A 17,781-nucleotide genomic window follows, 5' to 3' on the forward strand; every position below is an offset into this window, starting at 1 on the left:
GTGGGGGAGGGTCAGGGCCACTGCCGTCGCCAGGAGGAAGAGGGCCGCGGAGACGGTCAGGGACAGGGCGTAGCCGCCGTTCAGGGACGAGGCGGTCGTGGTGCCGCCGGTCCGGTGGGCGGCGACGGTGGCGAGGGAGGCCAGGCCGATGCAGCCGCCCAGCTGGCGGGAGCTGTTGAGGAGGCCGGAGGCCATGCCTGCCTCGTGCGGGGCGACGCCGGTGGTGGCGGCGGTGGCGACCGGGCCCAGCACCAGCCCGATGCCGACGCTGCACACCAGCGAGGGGCCGAGGACGTCGGCGAGGAAGCCGCCGTCCGGGCTGATCAGCGCGTACCAGCCGAGGCCCGCGGCGGCGAGCAGGGTGCCGGGGACCAGGGCGGCGCGGGGTGAGCGGGTCGCGCAGAGACGGGTGGCGGCCACCGTTCCGGCGATCGCGCCGGCTGAGAAGGGCAGGAAGGCGGCGCCCGTCTCGGCGGCGCCCATGTGCAGCACGCCCTGCATGTAGAGGGAGACGAAGTAGAAGGCGGCGAACTGGCCCGCCGCCGCGATGAACACGATCAGGTTCGCGCCCGCCACCCACCGGCCGCGGAGCAGGCCCAGCCGGACGAGCGGCGCGGAGACCCTCGTCTCGGCGACGGCGAAGGCCGCGAGGAGCACGGCGGCCGCGGCGAGGGTCGCCACGGTGGCCGGGGACGTCCAGCCGCGGACGTCGGTGCGGACCACGCCGAAGACCAGCAGCCCGACACCGGCGGTGGCGAGCACCGCGCCGAGGACGTCCATCCGCTCCCGCGCCGCCGGGCGCCGCTGCGCGGAAACGCGCGCCGGGACGAGCCCGAGGGCGATCGCGACGATCGGCAGGTTGATCAGCATCACCCAGCGCCAGCCGGCGTACTCGGTGAGGACGCCGCTCAGCAGGACGCCCAGCGCCCCGCCGACGGCGTTCATGGCGCTCCAGATGCCGAGCGCCCGGACGCGTGCCCGGCCCTCGGTGAACGTGGTGGTCAGCAGGGCGAGGGACGCGGGCGCCGCCGCGGCCGCGCCGAGCCCCTGCCCGGCGCGGGCGGCGATGAGCTGCCAGGGGGCTTGGGCGAGGCCGCCGGCGAGCGAGCAGAGGCCGAAGAGCGCCAGGCCGAGGACGAACAGCCGGCGCCGCCCGTACAGGTCGCAGGCCCGGCCGCCGAGCAGCAGGAACCCGCCGAACGTGAGCGCGTAGACGTGTACGACCCACGACAGGTCGACCGGGGCGAAGCCGAGGGACGTCCTGATCGCGGGCAGCGCGACGTTCACGACCGCCATGTCGAGGGCGACGACGAACTGGGCGACGCACGCGGCCGCCAGCACCACCCCGGGGCGTTCATTTTTTACATGTATAGAAATTAGCCTCCGGTCCCGCCCGCTGTCCAGTCCGGGGCCGCGGCATGGTGAAGGATGGGAGCCATGCCGTCCGTACCGCGCCGCGCCGCAGGCAGGCCGCCCCGCATCTCCCGCACCGAGATCATCGACACCGCCCGCCGGATCGTGGACGAGGAGGGCGTGGAAAGGCTCACCATGCGGCGGCTGGCGGGGGAGATCGGCAGCACGCCGATGGCGCTCTACCACCATGTGCGCGACAAGGACGAGCTGCTGCTCCTGCTCCTGGACGACTACGCCGCCCGGATGATGCGCAAGCCCGGCCTCCCCGCCGAGCCGCGCGAGCGCGTGGTGGTCGTGGCGGCGGCGATCCGCGCGGTGCTCGCTCCGTGTCCCTGGATCGCCGAGGTGCTCACCGCGGACGATCTGATGTCGGAGTCGGCACTGTGGTTCGTCGAGCAGATCCTGGACGGCCTGGCCGAGTGCGGGCTGAGCCCCGAGCGGGCCGTGCACGGCTACCGGGCGATCTGGTACTACACGGCCGGCGAGATCATCGTCCGGGCGGCGGCGGCCCGCAGGCGTGCCGGGGACGACCGGCCGACCTACCGCGACCGGGTCTTCGCCGGACTGGACGGGACGGAGCTGCCGCGGCTGGCGGAGGTCGCACCGCAGTGGGCGCCGCTGACCGCGCAGGACACCTACCTGGACGGGCTGCGCGCGCTCGTCGACGGGCTCACCCGATGAGCCGGCGGCTCACCCGATGATGAGAACGCAGGTCGAGCGGTGCGCGGGCTGAGCCGATTGTGAATCGGCTGACAATTTCCCCGGGGTAACCGAAGGCCGTCGCACAAGACTGCGCGTAATGGCGGCCGTACGTTGTGGGCACTCCACCCCGATCAACACGACGACCAGGACCGCCGGACGCCCGGCCAAAGCGTCGTGCCCGCATTAGGGAGATGCTCATGCGTTTCAGACGGCTCCGCTCATGGGCGGTCATGGCCGCGGCGATGACCGCCGCCTTCGGTGCGCTGACGCCCGCCGCACACGCGGAGACCAGTCCGGAAGGGGCCAACGACTGGAACTGCAAGCCGTCGTTCCTCCACCCCCGCCCGGTGGTGCTGGTGCACGGCACGTTCGAGAACATGGCGTTCAACTGGCAGAAGCTCTCGCCGGCGCTGAAGAAGGCCGGATACTGCGTCTACGCCCTCAATTACGGCGGCCCGAAGGACGGCCCCATCCAGGGGATCGGCGACATTCCCACGTCGGCCGGTGAACTGTCGGCGTTCGTCGACAAGGTGATCGCCTCGACCGGGTCGGCCAAGGTCGACATGGTCGGGCATTCGCAGGGCGGCATGATGCCGCGCTACTACCTGAAGTTCCTCGGCGGGGCGGCGAAGGTCGGCAAGCTCATCGGGGTCGTCCCGTCCAACCACGGCACCAACATGTCGGGGCTGGTGGAACTGGGCAGCCTCCTCGGCATCACGCAGGCGGTCGTGAAGGCCGCGCCGGCGGCGGGCCAGCAGATCGTCGGCTCGGACTTCCTGAAGAAGCTGAACGAGGGCGGCGACACCGTGCCCGGCCCGAGCTACATCGTGCTGTCCACCAAGTACGACGAGGTCGTCACGCCCCACACCTCGGAGTTCCTCAACGGCTCCAACGCGCAGAACGTCCTCCTGCAGGACAAGTGCGCGAACGACACCAACGCGCACGTCGGCATCGCGTTCGACCCGGTGATGATCAAGTTCGTGCTGAACTCGCTCGACGTCTGGGGCCCGTACTGGCCCATCGACTGCGGCAACCCGCTCGGCTGAGCCGCCCCCGGACGAGCGGCGCCCGGCGGCCTCCCCCTTTCACCGCCGGGCGCCGCTTCGCTCGTCGCGGAGAGGGTCAGGCGAGGGGCGGCGGGAGCCGGTCCGCCGGGACGGTCGTGATCTCCAGGACGTGGCGGCGCAGCGCGGCGGCGAGGTGGGACGGCCCGACCCGCCAGGGCGGCAGGACCGCGTGCAGGGTCAGCCCGTCGATGAGCGCGTGCACCCGGGCCGCCTCGGCGGCCACGTCAAGGCCGGGACGCAGGATCCCGACCCGCGCGGCGGCCGCCAGCACGAGTTCGGCGGCGGAGCGCGTCTCGTCGTAGAGCTCCGTGGCGACGGCGCAGAGGTCGGGCCGGGTGCGGGCGCCGACGGTGAACGCGAGCCACACCTCGGCCTCTTCGCGGCGCTCCCGGTCCATCGGCAGCAGGCCGGCGAACAGGGCCTCCATCGTCGCGACGTGCTCGGCGTCCGGCGCGGCCGGGTCGGGGGCCGACAGCCGGCCGGCCCGCGCCCGCAGCCGCTCGCGGGCGCGCTCCGCGAAGTACCGCATCGCGGAGATCATGATGTCGGCCTGGCCGCCGAAGTAGTGCCGGACGGAGCCGATCGCGAGGCCCGCCTCGGCCGCCACGTTGCGCAGCGAGGCCTGCTCCAGGCCGTCCCTGCGGACGACCCGGAACACGGCTTCGGCGACCTCCCGGCGGCGGGCCCCGGGATCAACGACCTTGGGCATGCCCCTTTATAGCACGCCCGTGCTACATATCAGCCCGTGGCGTCCGCGACGGCGTGCGACCAGATGCCGAGCGCGTCGTCGACCTGCTCGCCGGTCACGATCAGCGGCGGGATCATCCGGACGACGTTGCCGTACGCGCCGCAGGTCAGCAGCAGGAGCCCGCGCTCGGCGGCGGCCTTGTGCGCGCGCGCCGCGGTGGCGGCGTCGGGCTCGCCGTCGGGAGTGCTGAACTCGCCGGCCTGCATGAGCCCGAGCCCGCGCACGTCGCCGATCTCCGGATGGTCGGCGGCGATCTTGCGCAGCCCGTCGTTCAGCCGCGCGCCCTGCCGGGCCGCGTTGCCGACGAGGTCCTCGTCGGCGATGACCTGGAGCGTGGCGAGCGCGGCGGCGCACGCGACCGCGTTGCCCCCGTAGGTGCCGCCCTGCGACCCCGGCCGGGCCTTCTCCATCAGCGCCGCCGGCGCCGCGATCGCCGACAGCGGGAACCCGCTGGCCAGCCCCTTCGCCGTGATCAGGACGTCCGGGCGCGCGGCCGAGTGCTCGTGGCCCCAGAACCGCCCGGTCCGCCCGAACCCGGTCTGCACCTCGTCCATGATCAGCAGGATGCCGTGCCGGTCGGCGCGCTCGCGCAGCCCCTCCAGGAACGCGGGCGGCGCCGGGATGTAGCCGCCCTCGCCGAGCACCGGCTCCACGACGAACGCGGCCGTGTCGGACGCGGGGCTGGCGGTGGCGAGCAGGTAGTCGAGTTCGCGCAGCGCGAACCGGGTGGACTCCTCCTCCGACCAGCCGTACCGGTACGCCTGCGGGAACGGCGCGATGGCGGCACCCGGCATCAGCGGGCCGATCCCGGCGCGGAACTTCGTGCCCGCCGTGGTCAGCGCGGCGGCGCCCATCGTCCGGCCGTGGAAGGAGCCGTGGAAGACGACGATGTTCTGCCGGCCGGTGGCGTGCCTGGCCAGCCGGATGGACGCCTCGACGGCCTCGCTGCCGCTGTTGAGGAAGAACAGCGAGTCCACGCCGTCCGGCAGCACCTCGCCGAGCGCCTCGACGAGCCGCAGCAGCGGCCGGTGCATGACCGTCGTGTACTGCCCGTGGATGAGCGTCCCGACCTGCCGCTGCGCCGCCTCCACCACGCGCGGGTGGCAGTGGCCGGTGTTCGTGACGCCGATGCCGGCGGTGAAGTCGAGATGCCGGCGGCCCTCGGTGTCGTACAGGTACACGCCCTCGCCGCGCTCGGCAAGGACGGGAGTGGCCTGCTTCAGCAGGGGTGACAGCGTAGCCATGCGTCCCTCCGGTAGATTGTCGACAATCTGCAATCTAGGTGCCCCCGGGCTCGGATGTCCAGGGGGACCTACCAGTTCATGCGCGCTGTGGCCCGCGTGTCACGACACGCGGAGCCGGTCGATGGAGTCGGTCATGTGCTCCTCGATGAGGGTCAGAAGCCGCTCCTCCTCCCCGTCGCCGATCGCGTCGACCAGCCGCCGGTGCTCCTCGACGAGCTCGGCCGGCTCGGGGTAGGTGTCCTGCAGGGCGTTCAGGCACATGCGGGTCTCCACCAGCAGCGTGTGCGCCATCCGCTCCAGCCGCGGGCTGCCGCACGAGCTGACCAGCACCTCATGGAACGCCTGGTCGGCGTCGCTCATCGCGATCCGGTCCCGCTCGCCGGCCGCGTCGACCAGGGCGTCCAGGGCGTCGGTGAGCCGGGCGACCGCCTCGCCCCGGTTCCGCTCCATGATCAGCTGGCAGGCCTCGCGCTCGATCGCGAGCCGGGCGAGGTAGACGTCCTCGACGTCCCCCTCGTCCAGCGTGATCACGAACAGCCCGCGGTGCGGCTCGCTGACCAGCAGCCCCTCCTGGACGAGCCGCTGCATCGCCTCGCGCAGCGGGCCCCGGCTGATGCCGAGGCGCCCGGCGAGCTCGGCCTCGCCGAGCTGCGCGCCGGGCTCCAGCGACCCGTACATGATCGCCGAGCGCAGCTCGTCCGAGACGATCTCGACGGTCGACTTGCGGGGGACAGGTTCCAGCTCACCCAATCGGCCCATGCCGCGGGCCCCTTTCGTCATAGCTGCCAGGTATGTCGTCCCTGCCCGGGCGCGCCGGCGGGGACGGTGCCGGGCGCGGCGAACAGCCGGCCCAGCCCGGTGCGCGGCGGGAGTCCCCCGGGACCGGACGCGAGCCGCAGCCCCTCCCACACGCTCACCTGGTTGGCGGTCAGCACCGGCTTGCCGACCCGCGCCTCCAGCTCGTCGAGCCAGGACACGGTGTGCAGCGCGGTGTCGGGCACCAGCACCGCCTCGGCGTCCGGATGGTCGTTGGCCGCGACGAAGGCGAGCACCTCGTCGCGGCCGAGGGTGCCGACCTCGGCGGCGGTGATGATGCCCCGGCAGGACAGCGCCACCACCTCGATGCCGGCGTGGCCGAGGAACGCGACGAAGCGCTCGGCGACGTCGGACGGATAGGTCGCGGCGACCGCGACCCTGGTCACGCCGAGCGCCCGCGCCGCGTGCACGAACGCGAACGACGTGCTGGACGCGGGCACGCCCGCGGCCTCGCTGACGCCCGCGACCTGCTGCGCGGCGCCGTCCCAGCCGAACACGAAGCTCCCGCTGGTGCACGCCCACACGGCGGCCTTGACGCCCAGGTCGCGCAGGGCGCGGGCCCCGTCGCCGAGCACGTCGGCGCCGCCGATGTCCAGCAGCGCGTCGACGCGGTGCGCGTCCTCGCGCATCAGCGTGTGCACGACCGGCAGGCTGACCCCGCCCGCGCCCGCTTCGCGCAGGGCGCGCTCGATGGCCGGGTAGTCGTCCTCGGCGCTGTAGCCGGGGTACAGGAACCCGGCGCTCAACCCGTTATGGCCCATGTTGTCGGCAATCCTAACCTCGCGGATCATTGGCGATCAGGCCGCCGTGGAGGGGGCGAGCCGCACCAGCGACTGCCCGGGACCGGCTGCGGAGCGGCCCATCGCGCGCAGCGCCGAGCACATCGTCACCTGGTTGGCGGTCAGCACCGGCTTGCCGATCATCTGCTCCAGCGGCGCGATGATGTCGTAGGTCGGCACGTTCGTGCAGCTGATGAAGACGGCCTCGGCCTCGGGGCCGTCCACCGTCGACACCGCCGACACGATCTCGCCGTAGCCGACCTTCCAGATGTGGCTGAGCAGCCCCATCCCGACCGACGACACGACCTCGATGCCGTACTCGCCGAGAAACGACACGAGCCGCTCGGTGACCGCGTCGATGTACGGGGTGACGACCGCGATGCGCCGGACGTTCAGCAGCCGCAGCGACTCCACCAGCGCACCCGACGTCGTCGTCGACATGGGCGCGCCGGCCGACATCATCGTCTGGTGCAGCTGCACTGCGCCGGCCTTGCCGCGGATGAAGCTGCCGGACGCGCAGGCGTACGCGACGGCGAGCGGCTCGGGCGCGAGGACGTCCCGGGTCGCCTGCCGGACGATCGACTGGTCCGACAGCGCGGACGCCATCTCGACCGTGACCGGCACCGGCACGTACGGCAGCCGCGTCATGAACAGCGACACGTCGTCGGGCGTCCAGCGCCACAGCTCCCGGTCGAGCGCGAAGTCGAACGGGGCGACCACCCCAATGCCGTGCTGGGCGAGCAGCTCTGGGCCGACGACCAGCGAGGGGTCGAATGTCATGTGCGCGGCCACCGATCTAGGACTCGGCACGGCTGTAGACAAGACGCTCACCCACGCCTCCCGAACGCCAGACGTCGTTGCACGCCTCGGCCATCCGGTCGAGGCCGTCGACGATCGTCGCGTACACGTTCCCGGGCACCCATCCGACATCGCCGTTCAGCAGCAGGTTGTTGCGCCCGTAGAAGATGGCGAGGTCGATGACGCCGGGCAGGGCATGGATGTTCTTCTCTTCCTTGAACTTCCGGTCGAGCATCCCGCCCGGGAAGGAGAAGTAGACGACATCGCCCGGGATCGGGGTGATGGTGGGGTTCTCCAGGCCGATCTCCTCGTCGGAGAACCGCTCGACCATCGTGTACACCTCGTTGCGGGCGTACTTGGCGTGGTAGGCGTCGCCGCCGAGGGGCAAGGACTGCCACACCGCCTCGCAGGTGCGCGGCGCGTCCTTCTCCAGCAGTTCCGCGACGCACGAGACGCCGCGGTGCTCCAGAGTGATGGTCATGAGCTTGGGCATGCCGGACCTCCCCGTGAACAGGGGTGGGCGAGAGCGTCGCCACCCGAAGGACTCTGCGTGATTGTGGGGGAACCCCACGTTTAGAGCGCTCTGGGATCCGTCCTGGCCTGGTGCCTGGGCAGCGGTTGCGACGGTCTTGCAGCACACGTCTCAGTGCGGTGACCGGGGCCGCGGTGCATCGCGCTGATTGTTGACAATCCTACGAACGCTTTCTAGCGTGTCAATGCCTCCCAGAGATGCCTTTAAACTCCGCAGAGCCCGGAAGTGACGCCGATGGAGCCTGTTCAGCCCGCATCCGCTGGATCGCCCCACGTGGTCGTGCTGGTGGGGGACGTCCACCCGCGCGGCATGGCGCATGCCGAGCGCCTCGCGCACGTCCGCTACGTCGGCGAGAAAGAGCTGGCCGGAGCGCTTCCGGGCGCCGACGCGCTGTTCGTGTGGGACTTCCTGTCCGGCGCCCTCGCCGATGCCTGGCCCGCCGAGAACGGCCCCGGCTGGGTGCACATCGCGAGCGCCGGCGTCGACCGGCTGCTGTTCCCCGGCCTCGTCGAGGGTGACACGGTTGTCACCAACTCGCGCGGGATCTTCGACGAGCCGATCGCCGAGTACGTTCTCGGGCTGGTGCTGGCCTTCGCCAAGGACCTGCACACCACGGTCCGGCTGCAGGCCGAGCGGCGCTGGCGGCACCGCGAGACCGAGCCGATCACCGGGGCGCGGGCGCTGGTCGTCGGCACCGGCCCGATCGGGCGCGCGATCGGCCGCCGCCTCGGCGCCGCCGGGCTGGCCGTCACCGGCGCCGGCCGCACCGCCCGCGACGCCGACCCCGACCTCGGCGTCGTCCACCCGATGGAACGGCTGGACGAGGCCCTGTCCGAGGCCGACTACGTGGTGCTCGCCGCGCCGCTGACCCCGCAGACCCGCGGCATGATCGACGCCGCCGCGCTGGACCGGATGCGGCCCACCGCGCGGCTCGTCAACGTGGGGCGCGGCGGCCTGGTCGCCGAGCCCGACCTCGTCAAGGCGCTGCGCGCGGGCCGCATCGCGGGCGCCGCGCTCGACGTCTTCGAGGACGAGCCGCTGCCGCCGTCCTCGCCCCTGTGGGATCTGCCGAACGTCATCGTCTCCCCGCACATGTCCGGCGACGTGGCCGGCTGGCGGGACGAGCTCGTCCGGGTCTTCACCGGCAACCTCGACCGCTTCGTGTCCGGCCGCCCGCTCCGCAACATCGTGGACAAGCGGCTCGGCTATGTCGGTTCACAACCGTGATCGGTTTCTCACCAGAGGGGGCAACCATGAGTGATGCGGCCGATCTGACCGCGACGCAACTGCTGGCGGAGTACGCGGCCGGGACGCTCTCGCCGGTCGAGGCCGCGCAGGCCGTCCTCGCCCGGATCGCGCGGGAAGACCCGAAGCTCAACGCGTTCTGCCTCGTCGACGAGGAGACAACGCTCGACATGGCCCGCGCGGCCGGGGACCGGTGGCGGCGCGGCGCCACGCTCGGGCCGCTGGACGGCGTGCCCGTCTCGATCAAGGACGTCCTGCTCACCCGCGGCTGGCCGACGCTGCGCGGCTCCACGACGATCGACCCTGACCGCTCGTGGGACGAGGACTCGCCCTCGGTCGCCCGCCTCCGCGAGCAGGGCGCCGTGTTCGCCGGCAAGACGACGACACCCGAGTTCGCCTGGAAGGGCGTGACCGACAATCCGCTCACCGGCATCACCCGCAACCCGTGGGACACCTCCCGCACGCCGGGCGGGTCGTCCGGCGGCGCGGCGGCGGCCGTCGCGGCGGGCATGGCGCCGCTCGCCCTCGGCACCGACGGCGGCGGCTCGGTGCGCATCCCCGCCGCGTTCACCGGCACGTTCACGATCAAGCCGACGTACGGCCGCATCCCGCACTACCCGGCGAGCCCGTTCGGGACGCTCGCGCACACCGGCCCGATGACCAACACGGTCGCGGACGCGGCCCTGCTGCTCGACGCGGTGTGCGGGGCCGACGGCCGGGACTGGTCGGCGCTGCCCCCGCCGGACGTCCCGTTCACCGAGGCCGGCCCCGACGACCTGACCGGGCTGCGGATCGCGTTCAGCCCCGACCTCGGGTTCGCGGCGGTCGACCCGGAGATCGCGGCGACCGTCGCCACCGCCGCCGAGTTCTTCACCGAGCTGGGCGCGAAGGTCGAGCAGGCCGATCCGGGGCTCGGCGGCGACCCGGTCGGGGAGTTCGAGGTCCTGTGGTTCGCGGGCGCGGCCAAGGTCGTCGAGCACCTGCCGCCCGGGGCCCGGGCGCGGCTCGACCCGGGGCTGCGGGAGATCTGCGCGCAGGGCGAGCGGTACTCGGCCGTCGAGTACCTCACCGCCACGGCCCGCCGCATGGAGCTGGGCCGCATCATGGGCCTGTTCCACGAGCGGTACGACCTGCTGCTCACCCCGACGATGCCGATCGCCGCGTTCGAGGCGGGGCTGGAGGCCCCGCCGGGGTCGCCGTCCCCCCGCTGGACGGGCTGGACGCCGTTCACCTACCCGTTCAACATGACCCAGCAGCCCGCGGCGAACCTGCCGTGCGGGTTCACCGCGGACGGCCTGCCCATCGGCCTCCAGGTCGTCGGCGCCCGGCACGCCGACGCCCTGGTCATGGCCGCCTGCGCGGCCTACGAGAAGGCCCGCCCGTGGCGGCGCCTCACTGGAAGGTGATGGCGGCGCGGGCCCGGTCGTAGGTGCCGTCGTCCATCGCGGCGAGGACGCGCGGGGCCTCGTCCAGCGGGATGGGGGTGACGTCGGGGATGATCCCGTGCGCCCCCGCGAACGCGAGGGTGTCGCGCAGGTCGTGCGGGGAACCGGACGGCACGCCCATCACCCGGGCGCGGTTCATGACGAGCGCCGCCGGCGGCACGCTCACGTTCTCGGCGCCCATGCCGAGGTAGAGCAGGGTGCCGCCGGGGCGCAGGCCGCCGAACGCGGCGACCCCGGTCGCGGTGTCGGGCGCGGTGTTCACCACCAGGTCCGCGCCGCCCCACGCCCGCAGGGCCTCGGCCGGGTCCTGCTCGGCGGTCGCGACGAAGTGCTCGGCGCCGAACCCGCGGGCCTCGTCCTCGGCGCGCCGTGACCGGGACACGACGGCCACCCGCGCCCCCATCGCGGCGGCGAAGCGGAGCGCCATCGTCCCGACGCCGCCGGTGCCGAGCACGGCGACCTTCGACCCGGCGACGGCGCCGGCGTGCCGGAGCCCGTTGAACGCGGTGATCCCGGCGCACATCAGCGGGGCTCCCGCGACCGGGTCCAGGCCGTCCGGCAGCGGGGTGACGAACCCGGCGCGGCCCACGAAGTACTCGGCGTAGCCGCCGTCGGCGTTGACGCCGGTGACCTGCTTGGGCGCGCCGGTGCAGAGGATCTGGTCGCCGCGCGCGCACTGGTCGCAGTGCCCGCACGAGCCGTAGATCCAGCCGGTGCCGACCGGGGTGCCCACCTCGGGCCAGCCGACGCCCGCGCCGAGCGCGGCGACGACGCCGCTGATCTCGTGCCCGGGGACGGTGGGGAACGTCCCGAACGGGTAGTGGCCCCGCAGGTGGTTGACCTCGGAGAAGCACATCCCGCAGGCGGTGACCTTGACGAGGATCTCGCCGGGGCCAGGCTCGGGCACCTCGCGCTCGACGATGTCCAGCGGCTTGCCGGGTGCGGAAAGAACGGCGCTGCGCATGGGCCGCGTCCCCTCTCGTGTGTCGGCGGCGGCCGGAACGGCCGCCATAGCGTTGATATAACGAAAACTATAGTCACGCTACAGCACGGCGCATAGCGTTGCTCGCAAAATCTCTGTAACATCGTTGTTGTGACTGCTCAGAAGGACCTCGACACGCGGGACCGGATCGTGCGGGCGGCCGCATGGCTGATCACCGAGGCGGCCGGCGAGCCCGTCTCGACGCGGGCCGTGTGCACCGCCGCGGGCGTCGGGGCGCCGACCCTCTACCACCACTTCGGCGACAAGCGGGGCCTGTTCGACGCCGTCGCGGCGCACGGGTTCGAGGAGTACCTGGCGAGCAAGCGCGCACTGCGCCCCACCGGCGATCCCGTCGAGGACCTGCGCCGCGGCTGGGACCTGCACGGCGAGTTCGGCGTCACCCACCCGGCGTTCTACACGCTGATGTACGGCACGTCGCGCACGCCGCCCATCGCGGCGGAGGCGCACGCCCTCCTGCTCGGCCTGATCGAGGCGGTCGCCCGCGCCGGGCGGCTGCGCGTCCCCGTCGACGCCGCCGTCCAGATGGTCCACGCCGCCGGGGTCGGGGTCACCCTCGCGCTCATCTCCGGCGCGGGCGACGCGGAGATGTCGGCCCGGACGCGGGAGGCCGTCCTCGCGGCGATCACCGTCCCGGCCGGGACGGTGGACGACGGTGCGGCCTCGCCGGCCGCCAGGGCCGTGGCGCTGCGCGCCGCACTGGCCGCCGACCCTCCGGCCGCGCTGACGGCCACCGAGGCGGCGCTCCTCGGCGAGTGGCTGGACCGGATAGCCGGCTAGTCGGTCTCGAGCTCCTTCTGGCGCTTGCGCTTCTGCCGGCTGGACTTGCGGCGCTTGACGCCGACACCGCCCCAGAACGCCAGGCCCTTCACGACGACGGTGGGGGAGCCGGGCACGCCCGGCCCGCTCGCCCGCTGGTCGAAGCCGCCCATGATGCCGAGGCCCTTCACGTGCACGGTGATGTCGTCCGGCACGATGATCTCGAACCCGCCCATGATCGCCAGCGCGCGGATCGTCACCGCGCCCTCGTCGAACCGCGCCTCGCGCAGGTCGATCTTGCCGCCGCCCCAGAACGCCAGCGCGCTGAACTTGCGCGGCACGTTCCACACGCCGCTGCGCTGGAACCCGCTCATGATCCCGATGCCGCTCTTCCAGGTCGGCGCGCCCTGCACCGGCCGCCAGTCGGCCCCCGACACCGGCGCGGAAGGAGCGGCCGCGCCGGGCGCGGGCAGGTCGCGCGTGATCGGCTCCAGCTCCGCGTACGTCTTGGCCGCGTAGACCGCGTCGAGCCGCTCGTCCAGCTCGGTGAGGGACAGCCGCCCCTCGCCCGCCGCGTCGCGCAGCACCTGGGCGACCCGCTCGCGGTCGGCGTCACCGGCCCGCATCTCCGGCGCTCCGGGCGTACCGGCATGCTCGGGGAGGTTCGTCATGCGAGAAGCCTAGACCGGCCGCGCCCGGCACGCGACAGGTCGCGTCTCACGCCGGTTCCAGGCGGATGACGATGGACTTGGACGTGGGCGTGTTGCTGACCTCCGCGGTGCTGTCGAGCGGGACGAGGACGTTCGTCTCGGGGAAGTACGCCGCCGCGCAGCCGGGCGCCGTCGGGTAGGAGACGACGCGGAAGGCGGGGGCGCGGCGCTCGGTGCCGTCCGACCACTCCGAGACCAGGTCGACCATGGCGCCGTCGGCGATCCCGAGACCGGACAGGTCGGCCGGGTTGACGAACACGACGCGGCGGCCCGCCTTGATGCCCCGGTAGCGGTCGTCCAGGCCGTAGATGGTGGTGTTGTACTGGTCGTGGCTGCGGACGGTCTGCAGCAGCAGCCGCCCCTCCGGCACCCGCAGGACCTCCAGGGCGTTCACCGTCAGGTTGGCCTTACCCGTCGCCGTCGGGAACCTGCGCTCGTCGCGGGGGGCGTGGGGCAGAGTGAAACCGTCCGGCTCGCGGATGCGGGCGTTGTAGTCGGCGAACCCGGGGACGACCCGGGAGACGTGGTCGCGGATCACGTCGTAGTCGCGCTCCATCGCGTCCCAGCCGATGCCCGAGCCGGGAAGCGCGGCCCGCGCCAGCCGGCAGGTGATCGACACCTCCGACAGCAGGTCCCCGGACGCCGGGGCGAGCCGGCCGCGCGAGGCGTGCACCATGCCCATCGAATCCTCGACGGAGACGAACTGCGGCCCGGACTCCTGGTCGTCGCGCTCGGTGCGGCCGAGCGCCGGCAGGATCAGCGCCAGCTCGCCGGCCACCGCGTGCGAGCGGTTGAGCTTGGTGGACACCTGCGCGGTCAGCCGGCAGCTCCGCAGCGCCGCCTCGGTCACCGCGGAGTCGGGCGTGGCGCGGACGAAGTTGCCGCCCATGCCGAGGAACACCCTGGCCTTGCCGTCGCGCATGGCGCGGATCGCGTCCACGGTGTCGACGCCGTGCTCGCGCGGCGGCTCGAAGCCGAACTCGGCGGCGAGGGCGTCCAGGAAGGCGGGCTTCGGCTTCTCCCAGATGCCCATCGTCCGGTCGCCCTGCACGTTGGAGTGGCCGCGCACCGGGCAGACGCCCGCGCCGGGGCGGCCGATGTTGCCGCGCAGCAGCAGGAAGTTGACGATCTCGCGGATCGTCGGCACCGAGTTGCGGTGCTGGGTGAGGCCCATCGCCCAGCAGACGATGATCCGCTTCGCGCCGAGGACGTCCCCGAGCGTCGCGGCGATCTCGCCCCGGGTCAGGCCGGTCGCCTCCAGCACCTCGTCCCAGTCCAGGCCGAGGACGTGCTTGCGGAACGCGTCGAACCCGTGCGAGTGGGCGTCGAGGAACTCCTGGTCGACGGCCTCCGGCGCGTCCGATTCCAGCAGCATCCGGTTGAGCGCCTGGAACAGCGCGAGGTCGCCGTTCAGGCGGATCTGCAGGAACCGGTCGGCGAGCACGGTGCCCTGCCCGGTCACCCCGGACGGACGCTGCGGGTTCTTGAACCGCATCAGCCCCGCTTCGGGCAGCGGGTTGACCGCGATGATGCGGGCGCCCTCCTTCTTGGCCTTCTCCAGCGCCGACAGCATCCGCGGGTGGTTCGTTCCCGGGTTCTGCCCGACGACGAAGATCAGGTCGGCCTGGTAGAGGTCGTCCAGCAGAACCGAGCCCTTGCCGATGCCGATCGTCTCGCTCAGCGCGGACCCGGACGACTCGTGGCACATGTTGCTGCAGTCCGGCAGGTTGTTCGTGCCGAACGCGCGGGCGAACAGCTGGTAGGCGAACGCGGCCTCGTTGCTGGTGCGGCCGGAGGTGTAGAAGACGGCCTCGTCCGGCGACTCCAGCGCGGTCAGCTCGGACGCCAGCAGCCCGAACGCCTCGTCCCACGACACCGGCTCGTAATGCTCGGACCCGGCGCGCTTCAGCATCGGCTCGGTCAGCCGGCCCTGCTGCCCCAGCCAGTGGTCGGAGCGCTCCGCCAGCTCCGCGACGGTGTGCTCGGCGAAGAACGCACGGGTGACGCGGCGCGTCGTCGCCTCCTCGGCGACGGCCTTCGCGCCGTTCTCGCAGAACTCGGCGACGTGCCGGTGGTCGCCCTCCGGCCAGGCGCAGCCGGGGCAGTCGAAGCCCTTCTTCTGGTTGACGCGCAGCAGCGTCAGCGCGGTCCGGCGCACGCCCATCTGCTCGTACGACTGGCGCAGCGCGGCGGTGACCCCGGGGACCCCGGCCGCCCACGTCTTCGGTTTCGCGACCTCCATCTCCGAGTCGTCGAAGTCACCGTCGGGCGCCTTGCGTGTCATTGGGAAACACATCCTCGTGTCGAGCCGGCTATCCCCACTGTCGCACGGTAACCCGCGTCCGGCGCGTTACTGCGGGGGGCCTTCCGCCAGGCGGAGGGCCGTCGCCAGGCGGGCGCCCTGGCGCGTCGTCCACTCGATGCGGACGGAGTCGCCCGGGTGGCGCGCCAGCATCAGCGCCGTGAGGGTGGACGGGGAGTCGACCGCGTCCTGCCCGAACGTGACGATCGCGGCGCCGACCGGGATGCCGGCCGCCGCGGCGGGGGTGCCGGGCACGATCTCGGCGACGAGCGCGCCCGGGGACCGCCCGTTGGAGCGGACCTTGACGCCGAGCATCGCCGTCCTGCCGATGTGCACGGTCGAGGACGCCTCGCCGCGCTGGATCTGCCGGGCGATCTCCAGCGCCCGGTCGGACGGGATGGCGTAGCCGCGGTGGTCCTTGTCCGGCTCGGCGCCCTTCACCGCGAACCCGGCGGACGCGGCGGTGTTGATGCCGATGACCTTGCCGGTGGAGTCCAGCAGCGGGCCCCCGGAGTCGCCGGGCTTGATCGGGGCGCTGGTCTCGATCAGGCCGGTGAGCCGCTCGGACGTCCCGTTGCTGTCGTCGCGCGCGGTGACGGTCTGCTCCAGGGCGGTGACCTTGCCGGTCACGACCGCGGGCGTGCCGCCCTTGCCGCCCGCGTTGCCGACGGCGGTGACCGTGTCGCCGACCGCGACGCTCGCCGCGGCGGTGAACACGGCGGCCTTCAGCCGGGACGCGCCGGACAGGCTGAGCACCGCGATGTCGCCCGTCCGGTCGTACCCGACGACCTGCGCGGTGTAGGTGCGGCGGTTGTCGGTGTCGGTGCCCTTGATCTCGGTGGCGCCCTGGATGACGTGGTTGTTGGTCAGGACGAGCCCGGCCGGGGAGAGGACGATCCCCGTCCCCGCCGCGCGGGTGCCGTTGAGGGTCTGCTCGGTCTCGATGTTGACGACGCCGGGCCGCCGCCCGCTCGGCTTGGCGGGCTTGGTGTGGGAGGCCGTGGCGGCCGGCGGGACGTCCGGCGGCTCGCTCGTCTCCATCACCCGGCAGCCCGGGACGAGGAAGGCCGTCAGCACGGCCAGGAGCAGCGGGATCGCGGTTCGGGCGCCGCGCCGCACGGGGTGCTCTCTCACCTCGGTGCCTCCCCTCCCTCACTTCCTCCCATGATTCCCGATTCCTAGGGATTAGTCCGGGATGTAGGAGGAGGCGCCGGGCCCGGTTCAGCGGGTGAAGTAGCGGCGGGGGTTGTCCAGGAGCATCTGGTCGATCTGCGCGTCGCCCACTCCCGCGGCGCGCAGCGCGGGCAGGACGTCGTCGCTGATGTGCCGGTAGTTCCAGTTCGGCTGCATCGAGGGGACGGTCGCCGGGTCGGGGCCGAACCAGTCGATGAAGCAGCTCGCGTCGTGGCTGAGGACCATCCGGTCGGCGTAGCCGCGCTCGCACAGGGCCGCGACCGTGCGCACCCGGTCCGCGGTCGGGTTGATGATCTCCAGGCCGAAGCGGTCCATGCCGAGGATCGCGCCGGTGTCGGCCAGCTCCATCAGGTAGTCGAGGTCGTTGCTGTCGCCCGCGTGCCCGATGACGACCTTGGCCAGGTCGACGCCCTCCTTGCCGAGCAGGTCCACGACCGTCCGGCCGGCGTGGATCGAGCTCTCGGTGTGGACGGTGACCGGCGCGCCCGTCTCCCGGTGCGTCGCGGCGACGGCCCGCAGGATCCGCTCGACGGCCGGGGTGAGGCCGGGGGCGTCGATGGCGCACTTGAGGAACGCGGCCCTGACCCCGGTCCCGGCGATGCCCTCGGTCAGGTCCCGGGTGAAGTCGGCGATCATCGGGTCCGGGCCGTCGTCGGCGAGGGCGCCGGGACCCCGGTGCAGGAACTGGAACGGGATGTCGTGGTAGGTGTAGATGCCCGTCGCCACGATGATGTTGAGTTCGGGCACCTGCTCGTTGATCCGCTGGATCCGCGGGATGTAGCGGCCGAGCCCCCATACGGTCGGGTCGGCGATGGTGGCGACGCCCCGGCCCGCCAGCTCGCGGAGCTTGCCGATCGCGTCGGCGACCTTCTCCTCCTCGTCCCACCAGTCGCCCGCCCCGTAGTTCTGGACGTTCTCGGTGCCGAGGACGAAGACGTGCTCGTGCATCAGCGTGCGTCCGAGGGCGGTGACGTCGACGGGGCCGCGGACGCTCTCGACTGCGGGCATCGGTTCTCCCTCTGCGTGT

Annotated in this window: 17 protein-coding genes; 5 read left to right on the plus strand and 12 right to left on the minus strand. The window is 72.8% G+C overall.

All coding sequences use genetic code 11. The annotated features are described in order from the left end of the window. The coding region (locus tag E1293_RS22200) for an MFS transporter (RefSeq protein ID WP_243716396.1) at positions 1–1,344 on the minus strand (1,344 nt) is incomplete at its 3' end. A 93-nt stretch (positions 1,345–1,437) separates the two neighbouring features. Here E1293_RS22200 and E1293_RS22205 point away from each other — a divergent pair. Further along, positions 1,438–2,094: a TetR/AcrR family transcriptional regulator gene (locus tag E1293_RS22205; RefSeq protein WP_207939013.1), complete on the plus strand. Its 657-nt coding sequence runs from the start codon at positions 1,438–1,440 to the stop codon at positions 2,092–2,094. A 218-nt stretch (positions 2,095–2,312) separates the two neighbouring features. Beyond that, positions 2,313–3,161, plus strand: coding sequence for an esterase/lipase family protein (locus E1293_RS22210; protein ID WP_132199374.1), 849 nt, complete (start codon positions 2,313–2,315; stop codon positions 3,159–3,161). Positions 3,162–3,237: 76 nt separating this feature from the next. On the opposite strand, the gene E1293_RS22215 is transcribed toward E1293_RS22210, so the two are convergent. The 6 genes from E1293_RS22215 to E1293_RS22240 form a co-directional block, all read right to left on the minus strand. Then, positions 3,238–3,891 carry a TetR/AcrR family transcriptional regulator gene (locus E1293_RS22215; RefSeq protein ID WP_132199375.1) on the minus strand — a complete coding sequence of 218 codons (654 nt, stop codon included), beginning with the start codon at positions 3,889–3,891 and terminating at the stop codon, positions 3,238–3,240. Between the two features lie 29 nt (positions 3,892–3,920). Beyond that, the gene (locus E1293_RS22220; RefSeq protein WP_132199376.1) at positions 3,921–5,174 is read right to left on the minus strand and encodes an aspartate aminotransferase family protein; all 1,254 of its coding nucleotides are present in this window, start codon (positions 5,172–5,174) and stop codon (positions 3,921–3,923) included. A 99-nt stretch (positions 5,175–5,273) separates the two neighbouring features. After that, positions 5,274–5,933 (minus strand): GntR family transcriptional regulator, encoded by a 660-nt coding sequence (locus E1293_RS22225; RefSeq protein WP_132199377.1) that lies wholly within the window; start codon positions 5,931–5,933, stop codon positions 5,274–5,276. Positions 5,934–5,950: 17 nt separating this feature from the next. Next, a complete protein-coding gene (locus E1293_RS22230) occupies positions 5,951–6,751 on the minus strand; it encodes a maleate cis-trans isomerase family protein (RefSeq protein ID WP_132199378.1) in 801 nt (266 codons plus the stop codon). A gap of 36 nt (positions 6,752–6,787) precedes the next feature. Further along, positions 6,788–7,549: a maleate cis-trans isomerase family protein gene (locus E1293_RS22235; RefSeq protein ID WP_132199379.1), complete on the minus strand. Its 762-nt coding sequence runs from the start codon at positions 7,547–7,549 to the stop codon at positions 6,788–6,790. Between the two features lie 16 nt (positions 7,550–7,565). Beyond that, a complete protein-coding gene (locus tag E1293_RS22240) occupies positions 7,566–8,048 on the minus strand; it encodes a DUF3830 family protein (RefSeq protein WP_207939015.1) in 483 nt (160 codons plus the stop codon). A gap of 285 nt (positions 8,049–8,333) precedes the next feature. Between E1293_RS22240 and E1293_RS22245 the strand changes: the two genes are divergently transcribed. Next, positions 8,334–9,326 (plus strand): D-2-hydroxyacid dehydrogenase, encoded by a 993-nt coding sequence (locus E1293_RS22245; protein WP_207939014.1) that lies wholly within the window; start codon positions 8,334–8,336, stop codon positions 9,324–9,326. Between the two features lie 26 nt (positions 9,327–9,352). Next, a complete protein-coding gene (locus E1293_RS22250; RefSeq protein WP_132199381.1) occupies positions 9,353–10,750 on the plus strand; it encodes an amidase in 1,398 nt (465 codons plus the stop codon). Here E1293_RS22250 and E1293_RS22255 read toward each other — a convergent pair. Next, positions 10,737–11,753 carry an alcohol dehydrogenase catalytic domain-containing protein gene (locus E1293_RS22255; protein WP_132199382.1) on the minus strand — a complete coding sequence of 339 codons (1,017 nt, stop codon included), beginning with the start codon at positions 11,751–11,753 and terminating at the stop codon, positions 10,737–10,739. The genes E1293_RS22250 and E1293_RS22255 overlap by 14 nt on opposite strands. Before the next feature lie 129 nt (positions 11,754–11,882). Here E1293_RS22255 and E1293_RS47595 point away from each other — a divergent pair, with 129 nt between their 5' ends. After that, entirely contained in the window at positions 11,883–12,569 is a 687-nt protein-coding gene (locus E1293_RS47595; protein WP_165978344.1) for a TetR/AcrR family transcriptional regulator, read from the plus strand. Here E1293_RS47595 and E1293_RS47600 read toward each other — a convergent pair. From E1293_RS47600 to E1293_RS22275, 4 genes are all read right to left on the minus strand, one after another. After that, positions 12,566–13,219: a DUF1707 SHOCT-like domain-containing protein gene (locus tag E1293_RS47600; protein WP_243716397.1), complete on the minus strand. Its 654-nt coding sequence runs from the start codon at positions 13,217–13,219 to the stop codon at positions 12,566–12,568. The two genes, E1293_RS47595 and E1293_RS47600, sit on opposite strands and share 4 nt — an antisense overlap. 46 nt (positions 13,220–13,265) lie before the next feature. Then, the gene (locus E1293_RS22265; protein WP_132199383.1) at positions 13,266–15,542 is read right to left on the minus strand and encodes an FdhF/YdeP family oxidoreductase; all 2,277 of its coding nucleotides are present in this window, start codon (positions 15,540–15,542) and stop codon (positions 13,266–13,268) included. A gap of 66 nt (positions 15,543–15,608) precedes the next feature. Further along, the gene (locus tag E1293_RS22270; RefSeq protein ID WP_132199384.1) at positions 15,609–16,694 is read right to left on the minus strand and encodes a S1C family serine protease; all 1,086 of its coding nucleotides are present in this window, start codon (positions 16,692–16,694) and stop codon (positions 15,609–15,611) included. An 87-nt stretch (positions 16,695–16,781) separates the two neighbouring features. Beyond that, a complete protein-coding gene (locus E1293_RS22275) occupies positions 16,782–17,762 on the minus strand; it encodes a phosphotriesterase family protein (protein ID WP_132199385.1) in 981 nt (326 codons plus the stop codon). Positions 17,763–17,781: the final 19 nt, after the last annotated feature.

The sequence above is a fragment of the Actinomadura darangshiensis genome, from assembly GCF_004349235.1.
In the GTDB taxonomy this organism is placed as follows: domain Bacteria; phylum Actinomycetota; class Actinomycetes; order Streptosporangiales; family Streptosporangiaceae; genus Spirillospora; species Spirillospora darangshiensis.